This window comes from Puerhibacterium sp. TATVAM-FAB25 (assembly GCF_046535855.1).
Lineage (GTDB): Bacteria > Actinomycetota > Actinomycetes > Actinomycetales > Cellulomonadaceae > Puerhibacterium > Puerhibacterium variabilis_A.
Window position 1 is genome coordinate 24,112 of record NZ_JAXUAK010000023.1, and the last position, 16,549, is coordinate 40,660.

Annotated in this window: 11 protein-coding genes; 6 read left to right on the forward strand and 5 right to left on the reverse strand. The window is 75.9% G+C overall.

The genetic code is table 11. The features are described 5' to 3' along the window. Positions 1-137 precede the first annotated feature (137 nt). Together U5M74_RS15310 and U5M74_RS15315 are read left to right on the forward strand one after the other, a co-directional pair. On the forward strand, positions 138-2,507 hold the full coding sequence (locus tag U5M74_RS15310) for a BNR repeat-containing protein (RefSeq protein ID WP_410909786.1): 2,370 nt from the start codon (positions 138-140) through the stop codon (positions 2,505-2,507). Between the two features lie 202 nt (positions 2,508-2,709). Next, entirely contained in the window at positions 2,710-4,215 is a 1,506-nt protein-coding gene (locus U5M74_RS15315; protein WP_410909787.1) for a S8 family peptidase, read from the forward strand. A 193-nt stretch (positions 4,216-4,408) separates the two neighbouring features. Here U5M74_RS15315 and U5M74_RS15320 read toward each other — a convergent pair whose 3' ends face one another. Continuing rightward, entirely contained in the window at positions 4,409-6,349 is a 1,941-nt protein-coding gene (locus U5M74_RS15320; protein WP_410909788.1) for a gamma-glutamyltransferase family protein, read from the reverse strand. Positions 6,350-6,404: 55 nt separating this feature from the next. On the opposite strand from U5M74_RS15320, the gene U5M74_RS15325 reads away from it, so the two are divergent. Continuing rightward, the gene (locus U5M74_RS15325) at positions 6,405-7,694 is read left to right on the forward strand and encodes an Nramp family divalent metal transporter (RefSeq protein ID WP_410909789.1); all 1,290 of its coding nucleotides are present in this window, start codon (positions 6,405-6,407) and stop codon (positions 7,692-7,694) included. A gap of 57 nt (positions 7,695-7,751) precedes the next feature. Here the strand turns inward: U5M74_RS15325 and U5M74_RS15330 are convergent, their stop codons facing one another. Further along, positions 7,752-9,026, reverse strand: coding sequence for an MFS transporter (locus U5M74_RS15330; protein WP_410909790.1), 1,275 nt, complete (start codon positions 9,024-9,026; stop codon positions 7,752-7,754). Positions 9,027-9,090: 64 nt separating this feature from the next. Then, complete coding sequence (locus tag U5M74_RS15335) at positions 9,091-10,425, reverse strand: acyltransferase family protein (protein ID WP_410909791.1); 1,335 nt, start codon at positions 10,423-10,425, stop codon at positions 9,091-9,093. Positions 10,426-10,558: 133 nt separating this feature from the next. Here U5M74_RS15335 and ahcY point away from each other — a divergent pair, with 133 nt between their 5' ends. The 3 genes from ahcY (at position 10,559) to U5M74_RS15350 (ending at position 14,204) form a co-directional block, all read left to right on the forward strand. Further along, complete coding sequence (gene ahcY, locus U5M74_RS15340) at positions 10,559-12,103, forward strand: adenosylhomocysteinase (protein ID WP_410909792.1); 1,545 nt, start codon at positions 10,559-10,561, stop codon at positions 12,101-12,103. Positions 12,104-12,174: 71 nt separating this feature from the next. Beyond that, the gene (locus U5M74_RS15345) at positions 12,175-13,530 is read left to right on the forward strand and encodes a sensor histidine kinase (RefSeq protein ID WP_410909793.1); all 1,356 of its coding nucleotides are present in this window, start codon (positions 12,175-12,177) and stop codon (positions 13,528-13,530) included. Between the two features lie 5 nt (positions 13,531-13,535). Then, positions 13,536-14,204 carry a LuxR C-terminal-related transcriptional regulator gene (locus U5M74_RS15350; protein WP_410909797.1) on the forward strand — a complete coding sequence of 223 codons (669 nt, stop codon included), beginning with the start codon at positions 13,536-13,538 and terminating at the stop codon, positions 14,202-14,204. Here the strand turns inward: U5M74_RS15350 and U5M74_RS15355 are convergent. Continuing rightward, a complete protein-coding gene (locus U5M74_RS15355) occupies positions 14,183-15,346 on the reverse strand; it encodes a glycosyltransferase family 4 protein (protein WP_410909794.1) in 1,164 nt (387 codons plus the stop codon). The genes U5M74_RS15350 and U5M74_RS15355 overlap by 22 nt on opposite strands. Then, positions 15,343-16,293 (reverse strand): alpha/beta fold hydrolase, encoded by a 951-nt coding sequence (locus tag U5M74_RS15360; RefSeq protein ID WP_410909795.1) that lies wholly within the window; start codon positions 16,291-16,293, stop codon positions 15,343-15,345. Before U5M74_RS15360 ends, U5M74_RS15355 begins: the two co-directional genes overlap by 4 nt. Positions 16,294-16,549: the final 256 nt, after the last annotated feature.

Here is a 16,549-nt window from a genome sequence, read left to right on the forward strand (position 1 = left end):
TCCGACGTGCGCGTTCGGCGTCATGATCGTGCGCGAGCCTGCTCTCTACTGTCGGGCCGGTCCCGGGAACCGATCGGCTCCGCCGCGCCTGCCCCCGCAGACAGCGGCGCCGTGGTTCCCGCCGCTGGAGACGTTGCATGCCGGTCCGCCGCCCCGCCCCCGTCCACGCCCGCGTCCGTCGGCCCGCCGACCGGCGCCGCCCCCGCGGGCGACGCCCGGTCGGCGCGCTCGTCGCGGTCCTGCTGCTCGCCGGCCTCGCCGTCGTCGACCCCGCAGGGCTGCAGCCGACGCCGACCGCCCAGGCGGACACCCGCGTCGCGGACACCCCCGTCGTGCGGCGCGGCGCCGACTACCACGTGAAGAACTCGATGGCGGCCGGGGCCGCCGACTCCGTCTTCCGGTACGGCCGCAGCGGCGACGAGGTGTGGTTCACCGACACCGACGGCAACGGGACGGACACCCCGGTCGTGCGCCGCGGCAAGACGCTGTACGTGAAGAACTCGCTGTCTGCCGGCGAGGCGGACGCCGTGCTCGACTACGGCCGCGCGGGCGACCAGCTCTTCTTCGCCGACCTCGACGGCGACGGCGCCGAGACGCCGGTCATCCGCCGTGGCAACACGTTCCACGTGCGCGGCTCGCTGACGACCGGCCCGGCGGACGTGACCTTCACGTATGGGCGCTCCGGCGACGAGGTGTTCTTCGGCGACGTCGACGGCGACGGCGTCGCCACCGTGGTGCTGCGCCGCGGGGCCACGTTCTACGTCCGCAACTCCCTGACCTCCGGTCCCGCCGACGCCACCTTCACCTACGGCCGCGCCGACGACGAGGTGTACCTCGCCGACGTGGACGGCAACGGCACCGACCTTCCGGTCGTGCGGCGTGCGAACCAGTTCTACGTGCGCAGCGCGCTGGGCGGGGGGCCCGCCGACCGGGTGGTCGCCTACGGGCGTGCGGGAGACGTCGTGTACTTCGGCCGCTGGACCCCGCCGCCGACGGCGCTCGAGCTGGAGCTCACGGACGCCGTGGAGAAGTCCTGGCCCCTTGGGCGTGGGTACGCCGAGAACACCGTGAACGCCGCCTCCTTCCGCAAGGAGTCGGTGACCAGCGGCGTGGTGAACGGCGTGCGCGTGCAGTACGCGGCCTACTACGACGACCTCGGCCGCGTGGTGCTCGCACGGCGCGACCACGAGAGCAACGCCTGGACGACCCAGAGGTCCAGCTACCGTGGGCCGAAGGAGGACGCGCACAACGTCATCTCCATCGGCCTCGACGGCCAGGGCTACTTGCACGTCTCGTGGGGCATGCACGGCCACCCCCTCGCCTACGCGCGCACCACCACTCCGGGCGGGCTGACGCTCGGCAAGAAGCAGGCGATGGCCCCTGAGCGCGGGCGCGAAGACTTGGTGACGTACCCGCAGTTCTTGCCGACCACGAACGGCGACCTGTTCTTCCTCTACCGGCACGGCCGGTCGGGCCGCGGCGACCTGGTGCTCAACCGCCTCGATGCCAAGTCGCAGAAGTGGACGCGCGTGACCGACGCGCTGATCTCCGGCGAGGACGCCCGCAGCGCGTACTGGCAGGCGGTCACGGACGACGCCGGGCGCCTGCACCTGTCGTGGACGTTCCGGCGGACCGGCAACGTCCAGACGAACTCCGACATCATGTACGCCAGGTCGACCGACGCGACCGGCAAGCGGTGGGTGCGCTCGGACGGCAAGGCGTACGCGCTGCCGATCACCCGGGCCACCGCCGAGAAGGTGGACACGGTCCCTGAGGGCAGCAACCTCATGAACCAGACGGCGATGACGCTCGACGACGCCGGTCAGCCGTTCATCGCGACGTACTTCAACACCGGGCTCGACGAGGGTGGCCCGACGCAGTACGCGGTCATCTACCGGGACGGCAAGGGCTGGCACCGGGTCTTCACCGACTTCCGCACCACCACGGCGGACCTCAGCGGCAGCGGCACGCTCGCCCTGCCGCTGTCGCGGCCCAGCATCGCCGTGCGCGGGAAGGGCGGGGGTGCGCAGGTGATCCTCATGATCCGCGACGCTGAGCGGGCGAACACCGCGACGGTCGCCCAGACCGGCGCAGGCGGCCTCGCCGTCGGCGACTGGAGCTTGCGCGACCTGACCGTCGGTCCGGTGCACTCCTGGGAGCCGACGTACGACACCCGGCTGTGGCACGACAAGGGCGTGCTCGAGCTCTACCTGCAGTACGCCGCGCAGGGCAACCACGAGACGACGGTGCCCACCTCCGCCGCGCAGGTGTACGTCGTCCGGGTGCGCCTCGGGAAGATGCCCCCGGCGGTGGCGGCCGCGCCCACGCCGACGCCGACGCCCACGCCGACGCCGACGCCGACGCCCACGCCGACGCCGACGCCGACGCCGACGCCGACGCCCACGCCGACGCCCACGCCTAAGCCGACGGCCGAGCCGACGGCGGAGACCACGGAGCCGGCGACCGCCCCGACCCCGATCCCGACGTCGTCGCTCGCCTCGAGCTGACGCCGTCGCGGGTCCCTGGCGGTCCGAGACAACGAAGTCTGTCTCGGACCGCCAGGGACCCGGAACAGATGGGGAGCCGGGGCGCCGCCCGTGTTTCGGTTGTGTGTCCGCCGGTGTGGCGCACGTCATACCCGGACACGAACCTGCACTAGGGTCACCCCCGGAGACCCTCCCCGGGTCTCGATCTCTTGAGGGGGAGACCATGCACCTGCGTACCACCCGCCGCGCCCGCCTGGCAGCAGCCACGGCGACCGCGGCCCTCGCGCTCGTGGGCCTCGGCAACGTCGCCGTCGCCGCCGACGAGCCGAGCTCCACGCCCGTCCCGGTCGTCACGACCGAGGGGCAGACGTTCTCGTACGTCGTCAACGCCAAGCACGCGAACCCCGGGCAGACCCACCTGGCCGAGAAGGCCGTCGTGGCCGCGGGCGGCGTCGTCGTGCAGTCCTGGCCCGAGATCGGCGTCGTGATCGCGCACTCGGCCAACGACACCTTCCGTGCCGACGTCGTCCGCCTCGCCAAGGGCAAGGCCGTCGCGTCGGTCGGCGTCACCCGCACCGTCCCGGTGTCCGAGGGCACCCCGGACGCCGTGGCCGAGGTGCCGGGCGCCCAGGGCGCGCCGAAGAAGGCCACGAAGAAGAAGACGGTCGGCGTCGGCATCGAGGACGTCGCGGCCACCGAGGTCGCGGTCGACCCGCGCGAGGCCGAGCAGTGGGACATGAGCCTGATCAAGGCCGACCAGGCCCACGAGATCACCGACGGCTCGCCCGACGTGCTCGTCGGCGTGCTCGACTCCGGCATCAACGCCACGCACCCCGACCTGGCCCCGGTCATCGACACCGCCGCCTCGGTCAACTGCACCGCCGCCGGCCGCCCGGACACCTCGGCCACCGGCTGGCAGCCCACCACCAGCTACCACGGCACCCACGTGGCCGGCACGATCGCCGCCGCCCGCAACGGCGTCGGCATCGTCGGCGTCGCGCCCGGCGTGAAGCTGGCCTCGGTCAAGGTCGTCAACGACGACGGGTTCATCTACCCGGAGTACGCGATCTGCGGGTTCGTGTGGGCCGGCCTCGAGGGCATGGACGTCACGAACAACTCGTACTACATCGACCCGTTCATGTACTGGTGCTCCGACCAGCCCGACCAGGCGGCCGTCAAGGAGGCCGTCTCCCGCGCGGTGGACTTCTCGACCGACCGCGGCGTCGTGCACGCGGCCGCGGCGGGCAACGCCGCGACCGACCTCGCCACCAACACGGTCGACACCTCGAGCCCGAACGACTCGACGCCCGTCCGCCGCACGATCAACTCCGGCTGCGAGGACATCCCGGCCGAGCTCGACGGCGTGGTGACGGTCTCGTCGATCGACAAGGCGGCGAACCTGTCGTCCTTCTCCAACCGCGGCCTGGGCAAGATCGACGTCGCCGCCCCGGGCTCGTCGATCCTGTCGACCAACTTCCCGGGTGACGGCTACCGCCTCGCCTCGGGCACCTCGATGGCGTCCCCGCACGTCGCGGGCGTCCTGGCGCTGCTGAGGTCGACCCACCCGGAGTGGACGCCGGCGCAGCTCGAGACGGCCGTGCGCGAGCAGGCCGACGACCACGCGTGCGGCCCGGTGGCGTCCGGCGCGGCCTGCGTCGGCGGCCTGGACGAGAACAGCTTCTACGGCGACGGCATCGTCGACGCCCTGGACGCGGTGACGCTGGGCTGACGTCCGGGACGACCGGTCGGGCCGACGCCCGACCGGTCACCCGGCCGATCACCCTGCCGGCTCAGGTGCGGGTCCCTGGCGGTCCGCGGCAGAACCCTCTGTCGCGGACCGCCAGGGACCCGCACCCGTTCCTGGGCCGAGGAGGGGGCCGAGGAGGGGGCCGAGGAGGGGGCCGAGGAGGGGGCCGAGCGGCTCAGCGGCCGGCGGCGTACCCCTGGGCGCCGCGCGGGTTGGCCGCGGCGCCGAGCACGCCGGTGGCGGGGTCGCGGGTGACGGCGGACAGGCGGCCGAGCGCCCAGTCCCCGGCGCGGGTGACGGCGTGGCCCCGGGCGGCGAGGCCGCGCAGGACGTCGTCGCCGAGGCGGTCCTCGACGACGGCGCCGGCCGGCGTCCAGGTGCGCGGCCAGAACGAGCCGGGGAACGCCGTCGTGTGCAGGGCGGGGGCGTCGATCGCCTCCTGCGGGCTGTAGCCGCCCACCAGCACGCGCAGCAGCATGAGCAGCTGCCACTGGTCCTGCTGGTCGCCGCCGGGCGAGCCGAGCGCCATGACCGGCTGCCCGTCGCGCAGCACGAGCGTGGGGGTGAGCGTCGTGCGCGGGCGCCGGCCCGGCGCGAGGGCCGACGGTGACGACTCGTCCAGCCACGACATCTGCAGGCGCGTGCCCAGGCAGAAGCCGAGCCCGGGCACGGTGGGGGAGGACTGCAGCCACCCGCCCGACGGCGTCGCGGAGATCATGTTGCCCCAGCGGTCGACGACGTCGATGTGGCAGGTGTCGCCGCGGGTCGTGCCGTCGGCGGCGAGCTCGAGCCCGGCGTCGACGACGACGGTCGGCTCGCCGACGGCCGGCACGGTCGGCTCACCGACGCCCGCCGCCGGCGCCCCCGGCAGGGCGGCGGCGGGGGCCGTGAGCGGGTGGTCGGTGCGCAGCGACGGCAGCGCCGGGGCCGGCCGCCCGGGCAGCGCCCCGGGGCGCAGCCCGCTCGACGCCGTCGCGCCGACGAGCGCCCGGCGCTCGGCGGCGTAGCCGTCGGACAGCAGGTGCGCGAGCGCGTCGGCGTCGAGCCCCTCGCCGTACCAGGCCTCGCGGTCGGCCATGGTCAGCTTGAGCACCTCGAGGACGGTGTGCGCCCCTGCCTCGGTCGACGGGTCGAGCAGCGCGTCGTCGAACCCCTCGAGGATCTTCAGGGCCTGCAGGAGCGCGGGGCCCTGGCCCCACGGCCCGGTCTTGGCGACGGTGTACCCGCGGAAGGTCACCGTGGCGGGCTCCTCGACCGAGGCCGAGAACGCCGCGACGTCGGCCGCCGTCATGACCCCCGCGTGGTCGCGCCCGTCGGCGTGCCGGTGCGGCGCGGCGACGAACTCCTCGACCGCGGCGCCGACGACGTCGCGCCAGGCGGCACGGGCGGCGTCGATCGCGGCGGCGCGGTCGGCGCCGGCGTCGAGCGCCGCGGCCTCGGCGGCGACCAGCCGCTCCAGGACCGCCGCGTACTGCGGGTCGGTGACGACCTCGCCCGGCTGGGGGACGCGGTCGCCGGGCAGCCAGCGCTCCGCGGAGGTCGGCCAGTGGTGGCGGAACAGGTCGGCGACGCCGGCGATCGTGGCGCTCACCCGGGCGAGCAGGGGGTGGCCGTCGCGCGCGTAGCCGATGGCGAAGGCCAGCACCTCGGCCAGCGACCAGGTGCCCTGGTCGCGCAGCAGCAGCAGCCACGCGTCGACCGCGCCGGGCACGGCCGCGGCCAGCGCCCCGGACCCCGGGACGAGGTCGAGGCCCTCCACGTCGCGGTAGTGCGCGATCGTCGCGCCGGCCGGCGCCGGGCCCTGGCCCACCAGCACCTGGGGGCGACCCGGCTCCTGCGCGGTGGCGAAGACGCCCGTCATGTCGCCGCCGGGACCGTTGAGGTGCGGCTCGACGACGTGCAGCACGAAGGCTCCGGCCGCGGCGGCGTCGAACGCGGTGCCGCCGCGCTCCAGGACCGCCTGGGCGCTCGCGGTGGCGAGCCAGTGCGTGGAGGCCGCCATGCCGAACGTGCCGCGCAGGTCGGGGCGGGTCGGCGCCGCGGGCGGGGCGACGAAGGAGGGGTTGTGGGCCACGGGTCGGTGCTCGCTTCCGTCGGTGCGGTTCTCGGCGGTCATCATGGCAAACGCTCCGGGCGACGCGTGTCATGGCCTGCTGTGTAGCCTCGGGCACATGACCGTGGACAAAGGTGTCGAGGCAGGCCTGCAGCACCAGGTGACGGAGGAGAGGCCACGCTGGCGCGTCGTCGGGCCGGGGCTCGTCGTGGCCGCGACGGGCATCGGCGCGGGTGACCTCGTCGCCACCCTCGTGGCGGGGTCCCGCTTCGGGTACGCGCTGCTGTGGGCGGCGGTGCTGGGCGTCGTCGTGAAGATCGCGCTCGTCGAGGGCGCCGGCCGCTGGTCGCTCGCGACCGGCCGCACCATCTTCGAGGGGTGGCGGCAGGTGGGCCGCTGGGCCGTCGTGTACTTCGGCGTCTACGTGGTGGTCTGGGGCCTGAGCTACGGCGCCGCCGCGATGTCGAGCACCGGCCTGGCGCTCAACGCGCTGCTGCCGGGCCTCGACGTGCGCTGGTGGGCGATGATCACCGGCCTCGTCGGCGCGGCGCTCGTGTGGTTCGGCCGGTACGGCTTCTTCGAGAAGCTCATGGCGGTGCTGGTCGGGGTCATGTTCGTCACCGTCGTCGGCTCCGCGGTCGCCACGCTGCCGAACCTCGGCGAGGTGCTCGGCGGCCTCGTGCCGCGCATCCCGGACGGTGCGGCGGTCTACACCCTCGGCCTGGCCGGCGGCGTCGGCGGCACCATCACGCTGGCGGCGTACTGCTACTGGCTGGCGGAGAAGGGCTGGACGACGCCGCGCTGGATGCGCGTCATGCGCATCGACAACGCCGCGGCGTACGTCGTCTCCGGCATCTTCGTCATCGCGATGCTCGTGGTCGGCGCCGAGCTGCTGTACTCGAGCGGCGTCGCGCTGGCCGACGGCGAGGGCGGGCTCGTGGAGCTCGCCGGCGTGCTCACGGACCGGTACGGCGCGTTCCTCGGCCACCTGTTCCTGGTCGGGTTCCTCGCGTCGTCCTTCTCGTCCGTGCTCGGCGTGTGGCACGGCGTGTCCCTGATGTTCGCCGACTTCGTCGCCTCGGTGCGGGACGTGCCCGCCGGCGACCCCCGCCGCGGGGCGGGCGGGCGCTACTACAAGGCGTACGTGCTGTGGCTGACGTTCCCGCCGATGCTCCTGCTGCTGCTCGACCGCCCCGTCGCGCTGGTGGTGGCGTACGGCGTGCTCGGCGCGTTCTTCATGCCGTTCCTGGCGGTCACGCTGCTGGTGCTGCTCAACTCGAGGACGGTGCCGCGGCGGTGGCGCAACCGCGCCTGGCTCAACGTGGTGCTCGGGCTCGTCGCCGCGATGTTCGTGGTGCTGGGCGCGACCGAGCTGGTCAAGGCGGCGGCGCCGCTCCTCGGCGGCTGACCGGCCGCAGGGTCCACGCGTCCCGCCGGTCCGGGCGGCGTCCCGCCGGCGCGGTGCTCAGCCGAGCCCCGCGCGCCGGCGGGTCGTGCGGTTGGCGTGCACCGTCCACCGGGGCACCCAGCGCAGCAGGGCCCCGGCGGCCGTGGGCGCCAGCGCCCCGGCCGCCCAGACGCCCGCCGCCAGCGAGCCCAGCGCGGCGCCGGCGGAGACGATCAGCGGCCCCACCGCCATCCCGGTGTCCTGCAGCACGCGCCACAGCCCGAGGAACTGCGCCCGGCCGCGGTCGGGCGAGGCGTCGGACCCCAGCGTCATGAGGACGCCCGACCCCATGCCGTTGCCCAGCCCCAGCACCACCGCGGCGGCGCCCAGCGTGACGGCGTCGTGCGTGAAGGGCAGCCAGACCAGCGCCACGCCCATGAGCAGCATCGACGGCACGCCGATCCACAGCCGCCCCCACCGGTCCATGACCTTGCCGGCCGGGTAGAACAGCAGCATGTCGACGCCGCCGGCCACGCCGACCACCAGCGAGGCGACCGCCGGGTCGAGCCCCAGGTGCACGCCCCACAGCGGGATCACCGTCTGCCGGGCGCCGCGCACCGCGCCCACGAGCAGGCAGGCGATGCCGAGGGTCGTGAACAGCCGGCGGTGGTCGCGCAGCACGGACCGCAGCGTCGGGCGCCCGAGGTCGCCGGACGCGGCGCCCGCCGACGCGGCGGCGGTGCGGCTGCGCGCGCCGACCGGCGTGCCGTCGTCGTCGCGCACGACGGCGACGGTGACCGTGGCGGCGACGGCGGCCGCCGCGCCGAGCCAGTAGACGGCGTGCACGCCGCCGAGCTGGATCGCCAGCGCGCCGGCGAACGGCCCGACGAACTGGCCGATGCGGTGCACGCCGGCGAGGGTGGACAGCACGCGCGCCCGCTGCAGGGGCGGCGTGACCTCGGTGAGGTAGCTGTGCCGCGCGAGGTTGAACACGGCGGCCGCGGCGCCCACGGCGAGCACCGCCAGGGCGAGCGTCGCCAGGTGCGGCGCGAGCGCGGCGCCGGCGAACGCGACCGTCGCCACCGCGCCGGCGACGAGCATGGCGGCGCGGTCGCCGAGCCGCGCGGCCAGCGCCCCGGCGGGCAGGTCGGCGAGGATCTGGCCCACCGCGAGCAGCGACGCCACGACGCCCGCCACGGCGACGCCCGCCCCGAGGCTCGTGGCGGTCGGGGCCACCACGGGCAGCATGGCGCCGACGCCGACGTCGAACACGAAGGACGGCACGAACGCGCCGAGCACGACGCTGCGCAGGGGGAAGAGGGGGCGGGGGCCGGGGGCGGCTGGTGCGGGCATCACCGCCCATCCTCCCGCCGCCGGGCAGTCACCGCGGCGACGGCTCGCGGGCCGGGCGCCGGGCTCAGCGCAGCCCGGCCGCCGTGGTGGCAGGCGCCGTGGTGGCGGGCGGCACGGTGCGGGCGGCGACGGACGCGAGGGCCCGCTCGACGCCGCGCCGCAGCGGCCGCATGGCGTGCCGCTCGACGGCGTAGTGGATGACGGCGGCCAGCGCGACCGTCACGGCGACGGCGGCCGCGAGCGTGAGCCACACCCCGGCCCGGGGCGCCATCCAGTCGATGACGGCGTAGCCGAACTGGGTGTGCACGAGGTACAGCGGGTACGTGAGCGCTCCGGCGACCGTCAGCACGGCGGCCAGGCGCGGCCCGCGCACCGCGGCGCGCGGCGCGGAGGCGAGCCACACGGCCGCGACCGAGGCCAGGACGATCGCGGCGGCGACGGCGGGGGACACGGCGACGCCCTGCAGCTGCGAGGCGTGGTCCGCGCGGTCGGCCACGTGCCACAGGCTCAGCGCCACGTCGACCGCGAGCGCGGCCAGCACGGGGGCGTCGGCGCGGAGGCCGGCCCGGCGCGCGGCACGGGTCGCGGGGGAGCCCGCGCGGCGGGCCGCCGAGCGGCGCAGCAGGAACAGCAGCATGCCCACGCCGAAGTACGGGGCGTAGGACGCGACGAGCGCGTCGGCGAGGCCGGACCAGCCGGCCCGCTGCGCGACGAGCCCGACCACCGGCCAGGCCACCGCGAACGTCACGACCCGGCCGCGGCCCAGGCCGCCGAGGGCGAGCAGCACGCCCACCAGGACGTAGAACTTCAGCTCGACCAGGAGCGTCCAGAACACCACCTGGACCGGCGCGGCGCCGAAGACGTCGGGCGCCATCGTGAGGTTGAGCAGCGTGTCGGACGCGTCGGAGTGCCGGCCGCCCGACCACACCTGCTGCAGCAGCACCGTCACCAGCACGGCCACCCAGTAGGCGGGGAACAGCCGGCCGACGCGCGAGCCCGTGTACTGCGCCAGGGTCCGACCCTGCGCCGACAGCAGGATGACGAACCCGCTGAGCACGAAGAACAGCTCGACCGCCAGCCACCCGTACCGGCTCGCCGCGTTGAGCGGCCCGAAGACGTCCGCCGGGCGCTGCTGCCAGTACGCGCCCGCCGTCGAGGTGGCCGTGAAGTGGTAGAGGACCACGGCCGCCGCCGCGGCGAACCGCAGGCCGTCGAGCAGCAGCAGGCGGCCGCCCGCGCGCGCGGGCCCGCGGCCGGGAGCGGCGCCGGCGTCCGCCGTCGCCCCGGCCTCCGCCGTGGCCGTCCCCGTGGTCGTCCCTGCGCTCGCTCCTGTCCCCGCTCCCGTGCTCGCTCCCGTGCTCGCCGCTGCCTCGCCCGTCGCTGCCGTGGTCGCCGTCATCGCTCCCGACCATAGGTCACGGTTCGATAACGTCGCCAACCGAGAGCCCCGTCGCGCCGGGCGCTAGGCTGGACGCGCAGCGCAGACGGGAGCCCCCAGCGCACGGCAGTCACAGCACACCGAACGACGGAGGATGTCCGTGTCCACCACTGCGCCTGAGCGGGCGGCCGCCAGCACCCCGGGCTTCGACGAGGTCCCGGGCCGCTACAAGGTCCGCTCGCTGGCCCTGGCCGAGGCCGGCCGCCACCAGATCCGCCTCGCGGAGCACGAGATGCCGGGCCTCATGGCCCTGCGCGCCGAGTACGGCGAGTCGCAGCCGCTGCGCGGCGCCCGCATCGCCGGCTCCCTGCACATGACCGTCCAGACCGCGGTGCTCATCGAGACGCTGGTCGCGCTCGGCGCCGAGGTGCGCTGGGCGAGCTGCAACATCTTCTCGACGCAGGACGAGGCCGCCGCGGCGATCGTCGTCGGCCCGCACGGCACCCCGCAGGACCCGCAGGGCGTGCCCGTGTTCGCCTGGAAGGGCGAGACGCTCGAGGAGTACTGGGCCTGCACCGAGCAGATCCTCGTGTGGCCCGCGCAGGACGGCGCCGACGGCCGCACCGGCCCGAACATGATCCTCGACGACGGCGGCGACGCGACGATGCTGGTCCACCTTGGCCTGCAGTACGAGCGCGCCGGCGTCGTGCCGCCGAACACCCTGCCCGGCGAGCCGGACCACACCGACGAGATGAACGTGGTGCGCGACCTGCTGCGCCGCGGCCTCGAGGCGGACCCGCTGCGCTGGACGGAGGTCGCCGCCTCCGTCCAGGGCGTCACGGAGGAGACCACCACGGGCGTGCACCGCCTGTACCAGCTGGCCGAGTCCGGCGAGCTGCTCTTCCCGGCGATCAACGTCAACGACTCGGTCACCAAGAGCAAGTTCGACAACAAGTACGGCATCCGCCACTCGCTGCCGGACGGCATCAACCGCGCCACCGACATCCTCATCGGCGGCAAGGTGGCCTTCGTCGCCGGCTACGGCGACGTCGGCAAGGGCGCCGCGGAGGCGTTCCGCGGCCAGGGCGCCCGCGTGATCGTCTCCGAGGTCGACCCCATCTGCGCCCTGCAGGCCGCGATGGACGGCTTCCAGGTGGCGCGCATCGAGGACGTGCTCGACCAGGCCGACTTCTTCATCACCACCACGGGCAACAAGGACGTCATCCGCGCCGAGCACATCGCGCGGATGAAGGACAAGGCCGTGGTCGGCAACATCGGCCACTTCGACAACGAGATCGACATGGCCGGCCTCGCCGCGACCCCGGGCGTGACGAAGACGGAGATCAAGCCGCAGGTGCACGAGTGGACCTTCCCGGACGGGAAGTCGGTCATCGTGCTCAGCGAGGGCCGCCTGCTCAACCTCGGCAACGCCACGGGCCACCCGTCCTTCGTCATGAGCAACTCGTTCTCCAACCAGGTCATCGCCCAGATCGAGCTGTTCGTCGACGCGGCGCGGGCCGAGGGCGAGCGCCAGTACGCCCGCCAGGTGTACCGCCTGCCCAAGGTGCTCGACGAGAAGGTGGCGCGCCTGCACCTCGACGCGCTCGGCGCGCGCCTCACCGACCTGTCGGCCGACCAGGCGGCGTACATCGGCGTGCCGGTCGAGGGCCCGTTCAAGCCCGAGCACTACCGGTACTGAGCCGCCGGTACCGAGCACAGGCACCGGCCGGCACCATGGTCCCGGGCACCGCCTGCCGGGAGGCTGGGAGCATGGCTCCCGTGACCTCCGCCCCCGGCGTCCGCACCGCCGCCGACGCCGCGAGCGTGCCCTTCCTGCGCGCCCCGTTCCACCGCCGCTCCTGGTCCGAGTACGGCTACCTGTGGCTGGCCCTGCTGCTGGCCCCCTTCGGCCTCGCCTACGCCGTGGCGACCGTCTCGCTCGGCGCCGGCCTCGGCGTCACCGTCGTCGGCCTGTTCCTCGTCGGCGCCCTGGTGCTCGGCGGGCGCGGCTGGGCCGCCACCTACCGCGGCATGGCGGCCTCGCTGCTCGGCACCACGGTGCCCGCTCCCGCGCCGTACGCCCGCCCCCGCGGCTTCTGGCGGAGCCTCGGCGCCCCGCTCGCCGACGCCGCCGGCTGGCGGGCGTTGCTCTTCCTCGGCGTCACCTTCCCGCTCACGCTCGTCGCCTTCGTCGTCAGCACCACCCTGCTGGCCACCGGCCTGGGCGCCACGACCCACTGGGCCTGGTCGCGCTGGCTGCCGCTGCAGCAGGCGGCGGACGGCACCCTGCACCGCGGCGCGCAGCTCGGCACCGACTGGTTCGTCGACACCCCGCCCCGGCAGGCGGCGCTCGCGGCGGCCGGCGTGCTGGTGCTCCTGGCATGGCCGTGGGTCACCCACCTGTTCGCCCAGCTCTTCCGCGTGCTGACCCGCACGCTGCTCGGCCCCACGCGGGCCAGCCTGCGGGTCGCCGAGCTGCACGCCTCGCGCGCCGGCGCCGTCGAGGGCGCCGAGGCCCGCCTGCGCCGCATCGAGCGCGACCTGCACGACGGCACGCAGGCCCGGCTGGTGGCCGTGGCGATGCAGCTGGGCGAGGCGCGCGAGCAGCTCGCCGGCGGCGGTGACCCGGCGCTCGCGGCCGAGCTGCTGGGCACGGCGCACACCTCCACCAAGGAGGCGCTGACCGAGCTGCGCGAGATCGCCCGCGGCATCCACCCGCCCGCCCTCGACAGCGGGCTCGCCGTCGCGCTCGAGACGCTCGCCGCCCGCGCGCCCCTGCCGGTCGCGGTGGACACCGCCGGGCTCGGGGACGACGACCTGTCGCCCGCGGTCGAGGCGATCGCCTACTTCACCGTGGCCGAGCTGCTGACGAACGCGGCCAAGCACTCCGGCGCCACCGGGGCGTCCGTGCTCGCCGCGCGGCGCGACGCCGCGCTGGTGCTGCGGGTGCGCGACGACGGCCGCGGCGGCGCCGTGGTCAGCGGCCCCGACGGCGCCGGGCGGCGCACGGGGCTGGCCGGCCTCGTCGAGCGCGTCCGCAGCGTCGACGGCACGCTCGACCTGGTCAGCCCGGCGGGTGGCCCTACGGTGGTCACCGTGACGCTCCCGACCCGTACCCGGCAGTGACCGGCCTGCGCGTCGTGCTCGCCGAGGACTCGGCGATCCTGCGCGACGGGCTCGCCGCCCTCCTCGGCCGCCGCGGCCACGACGTCGGGGCCGCGGTCGGCGACGGCGACGCGCTCGTCGCGCAGGTGCGCACCCTCGCGGCGGCCGGCGCCCTGCCCGACGTCGTGGTGGCCGACGTGCGCATGCCGCCGTCGCACACCGACGAGGGGCTGCGCGCGGTGCTCGCGCTGCGCGCGGACCACCCCGGCCTGCCGGTGCTGCTGTTCAGCCAGTGGGTGGAGACGCGCTACGCGTCGCGCCTGCTGGCCGGCGACGCCCGCGGCGTCGGCTACCTGCTCAAGGACCGGGTCGCCGACGTCGGGGAGTTCGTCGCCGCGCTCGGCCGGGTCGCCGCGGGGGAGACCGTGCTCGACCCCGAGGTCGTCGGCCAGCTGCTGAACGCGTCGCGCTCGCGCGACGACGGCCTCGACACGCTCACGCCGCGCGAGCGGCAGGTGCTCGACCTCATGGCGCAGGGCCGGTCGAACGGGGCGATCGCCGAGGCGCTGTTCCTGTCCTACGGCGCCGTGGAGAAGAACGTCGCGGCGATCTTCACCAAGCTGCGGCTGCCGCCGGACGCCGCCGACCACCGGCGGGTGCTGGCCGTGCTGCGCTACCTCGGCGCCGCGGGCTGACGTCCGCCGGGGCGCTCCGTCCGCCCGGCGGCCACCCGCAGGAGCTCGGCGAGCAGCACCCGCGCCGAGGCGGCCCAGTCGAAGCGCTCTGCCTCCCGGCGCGCCTGCGCCGAGCGCCCGGCCCACGCCGCGTCGTCGTCCAGGGCCCGCACGGCGCGCACGAACCCGTCGGCGTCGTCCGGGGCCACGTACGCCCCGGCCGCGCCCGCCACCTCGCGGAACACCGGGATGTCGCTGACCACCACGGGCACGCCCAGCGTCATGGCCTCCACGAGCGGGATGCCGAAGCCCTCGTCGCGCGAGGCGGACACCAGGGCGGTCGCCGACCCCAGCACCCGGCGGTAGGTCGCGTCGTCCGCGCCGTCGTGGAACACCAGGCGCCCGGGCCCGGCCAGCGCGGTGAGCCGTGCGCGCTCGGCGGGCGCGACCCGGCTCATGAGGTGCAGCTCGTGCCGGGGCAGCCGCGCCATCGCGCGGGCGAGGGTGGCCACGTTCTTGTACGGCATGAACGAGCCCATGTACACCAGGGCCCGGGTGCGCCCGGTCCCGCCCGGTTCCGCGGCCGTGGGCGACGCCGGCGCGGCGAACGCCGGGTCGGCCGCGTTGGTCACCACGGTCACCGGGCGGCGGGTCAGGCGGTGGGCGGCGATCAGCTCGCGCGTCGTGGCCGAGACGGTGACGACGGCGTCGGCCCGGTCCAGCAGCAGCCGCTGCGGCCACCACGCGAGGTGGAACGCCCGCCACAGCAGCCGCACGGGGGCCGGCAGGTCGGCGGGCGGGGCGGGGTGCCGGTAGTAGATGAGGTCGTGCAGGGTGAGCACCAGGCCGTAGTCGCGGCCCCAGGAGCCCATCGTCTGCATCGGGCTGAACACGACGTCGGGCCGCAGCCTGCGCACCTGGCGGGCGACGAACGGCTCGCGCCAGCTGGTGGGGCCCGAGACGCGGTGCCAGGGCAGGTCCGGCAGGTGGGCGAGCTGCCGCTCGTCGCTGACCAGCAGCTCGACCGGGTGCAGGCGGGCCAGCTCGGCGACGAGGCCGGCCGTGTACCGGCTGATGCCGTCGTGCCGGCCCGTGCGCACGTAGCGGCAGTCGACCAGGACCCGCGGCGTGCCGGGCGCCCCGTCCGTGGCCGCGCCGGTCACCGCCCGGGCCCTTCGAGGGGCCGCAGGAAGTCCGCCACCGCGGCGGCCACCGCGGCGGGCGTCTCGTAGTGCGCGAGGTGGCCGGTGCCCGGCACGACGACGAGGCGGGCGTCGGCGAAGAGCCCGGCCAGGGCGTGCTGCGCGGCGACGGGGGCGAGGTCGTCGAGCTCGGCGGCCACCAGCAGCGTGGGCGCCGCGACCGCCGGCGCGTGCGGGCGCACGTCGCTGCCCGACGACGCGGCGTACGCCTCCAGCAGCGCGCGGCGGTCCGCGAACCCGGCGAAGCGGCGGCCGTGCTCGGCGTGGATCCAGCGGCGCAGCGCGCGGTCGCGGGTGCGCACCATGGCCACGGAGGCCAGGCGGGTCACCACGGGCAGCCGCAGCAGCGCGGTCCCGGCCCGCTCGGGCAGCGCGCCGGCGAGGCGGTGGAAGGCGTCCGTCACGGCCGCAGCGCCGGGCCGGCCCGCGAGGGCGGTGGCGGCGATGGGGTTGACCAGCACCAGCCCGCGGAGCGGCCGCCGCGCCGCCGCGGCGGCGGCCACGACGGACCCGAAGGAGTGGCCGAGCAGCACCGCGTCGCGCGGCGCGACCGCGTCCAGCAGCTCGTCGGCCCACGCGGCGTACCCGGCGACGTCGTGCCGGCCGGCGGGCAGCGGCGCCGAGGCGCCGAAGCCGGGCAGGTCCGGCACGAGCACGCGGACGTCCGCGGCCCCCAGCAGGTCCGCGACGACGGGCTCGAGGCCGTGGTGGTCCCCGCGGAACCCGTGCAGCGCCACCAGCGTGGTCGCCGCCCGCCCGGGGCCGTAGGCGTGCAGCCGCGTGCGGGCGCCGCGCAGCGTCAGGTCGGTGACGTCCGGGCGCGGGGCGCGGCGCGGCAGCGACGGCCGGGCGCCGGGCGCGTCGGTGGGCGCGCCCGGGGGCGCTGCGGCGGGGGAGGGGGTCGGCACACGGGGAGCGTAGCGGCGCGGCACCGGGCCGCGAAGGAGCGTCGGGCCAGTTCAGGGGATTCTCGGGGCAACCCCGGGGAAACCGGGGGGACGTCCTGATACCCGCGGTGGCCCGCGGCCTGCCAGGGTGGGCACATGACGACGCAGCCACGGTCGCCGGGACGCCTGCCGGGACGGCCGGCGCAGGGCAGCACGGCGCCGGACCGCCTCCTGCCGTTCGCCCACCGTTCGCCCGCCCGACGCCTGCCGCGCCACC

What these genes read in the sequence shown, in the direction of transcription:
- U5M74_RS15310 (WP_410909786.1), top strand. Translation starts at nt 138, where the DNA reads ATGCCGGTCCGCCGCCCCGCCCCCGTCCACGCCCGCGTCCGTCGGCCC.
- U5M74_RS15315 (WP_410909787.1), top strand. Translation starts at nt 2,710, where the DNA reads ATGCACCTGCGTACCACCCGCCGCGCCCGCCTGGCAGCAGCCACGGCG.
- U5M74_RS15320 (WP_410909788.1), bottom strand. Translation starts at nt 6,349, where the DNA reads ATGACCGCCGAGAACCGCACCGACGGAAGCGAGCACCGACCCGTGGCC.
- U5M74_RS15325 (WP_410909789.1), top strand. Translation starts at nt 6,405, where the DNA reads ATGACCGTGGACAAAGGTGTCGAGGCAGGCCTGCAGCACCAGGTGACG.
- U5M74_RS15330 (WP_410909790.1), bottom strand. Translation starts at nt 9,026, where the DNA reads ATGCCCGCACCAGCCGCCCCCGGCCCCCGCCCCCTCTTCCCCCTGCGC.
- U5M74_RS15335 (WP_410909791.1), bottom strand. Translation starts at nt 10,425, where the DNA reads ATGACGGCGACCACGGCAGCGACGGGCGAGGCAGCGGCGAGCACGGGA.
- ahcY (WP_410909792.1), top strand. Translation starts at nt 10,559, where the DNA reads ATGTCCGTGTCCACCACTGCGCCTGAGCGGGCGGCCGCCAGCACCCCG.
- U5M74_RS15345 (WP_410909793.1), top strand. Translation starts at nt 12,175, where the DNA reads ATGGCTCCCGTGACCTCCGCCCCCGGCGTCCGCACCGCCGCCGACGCC.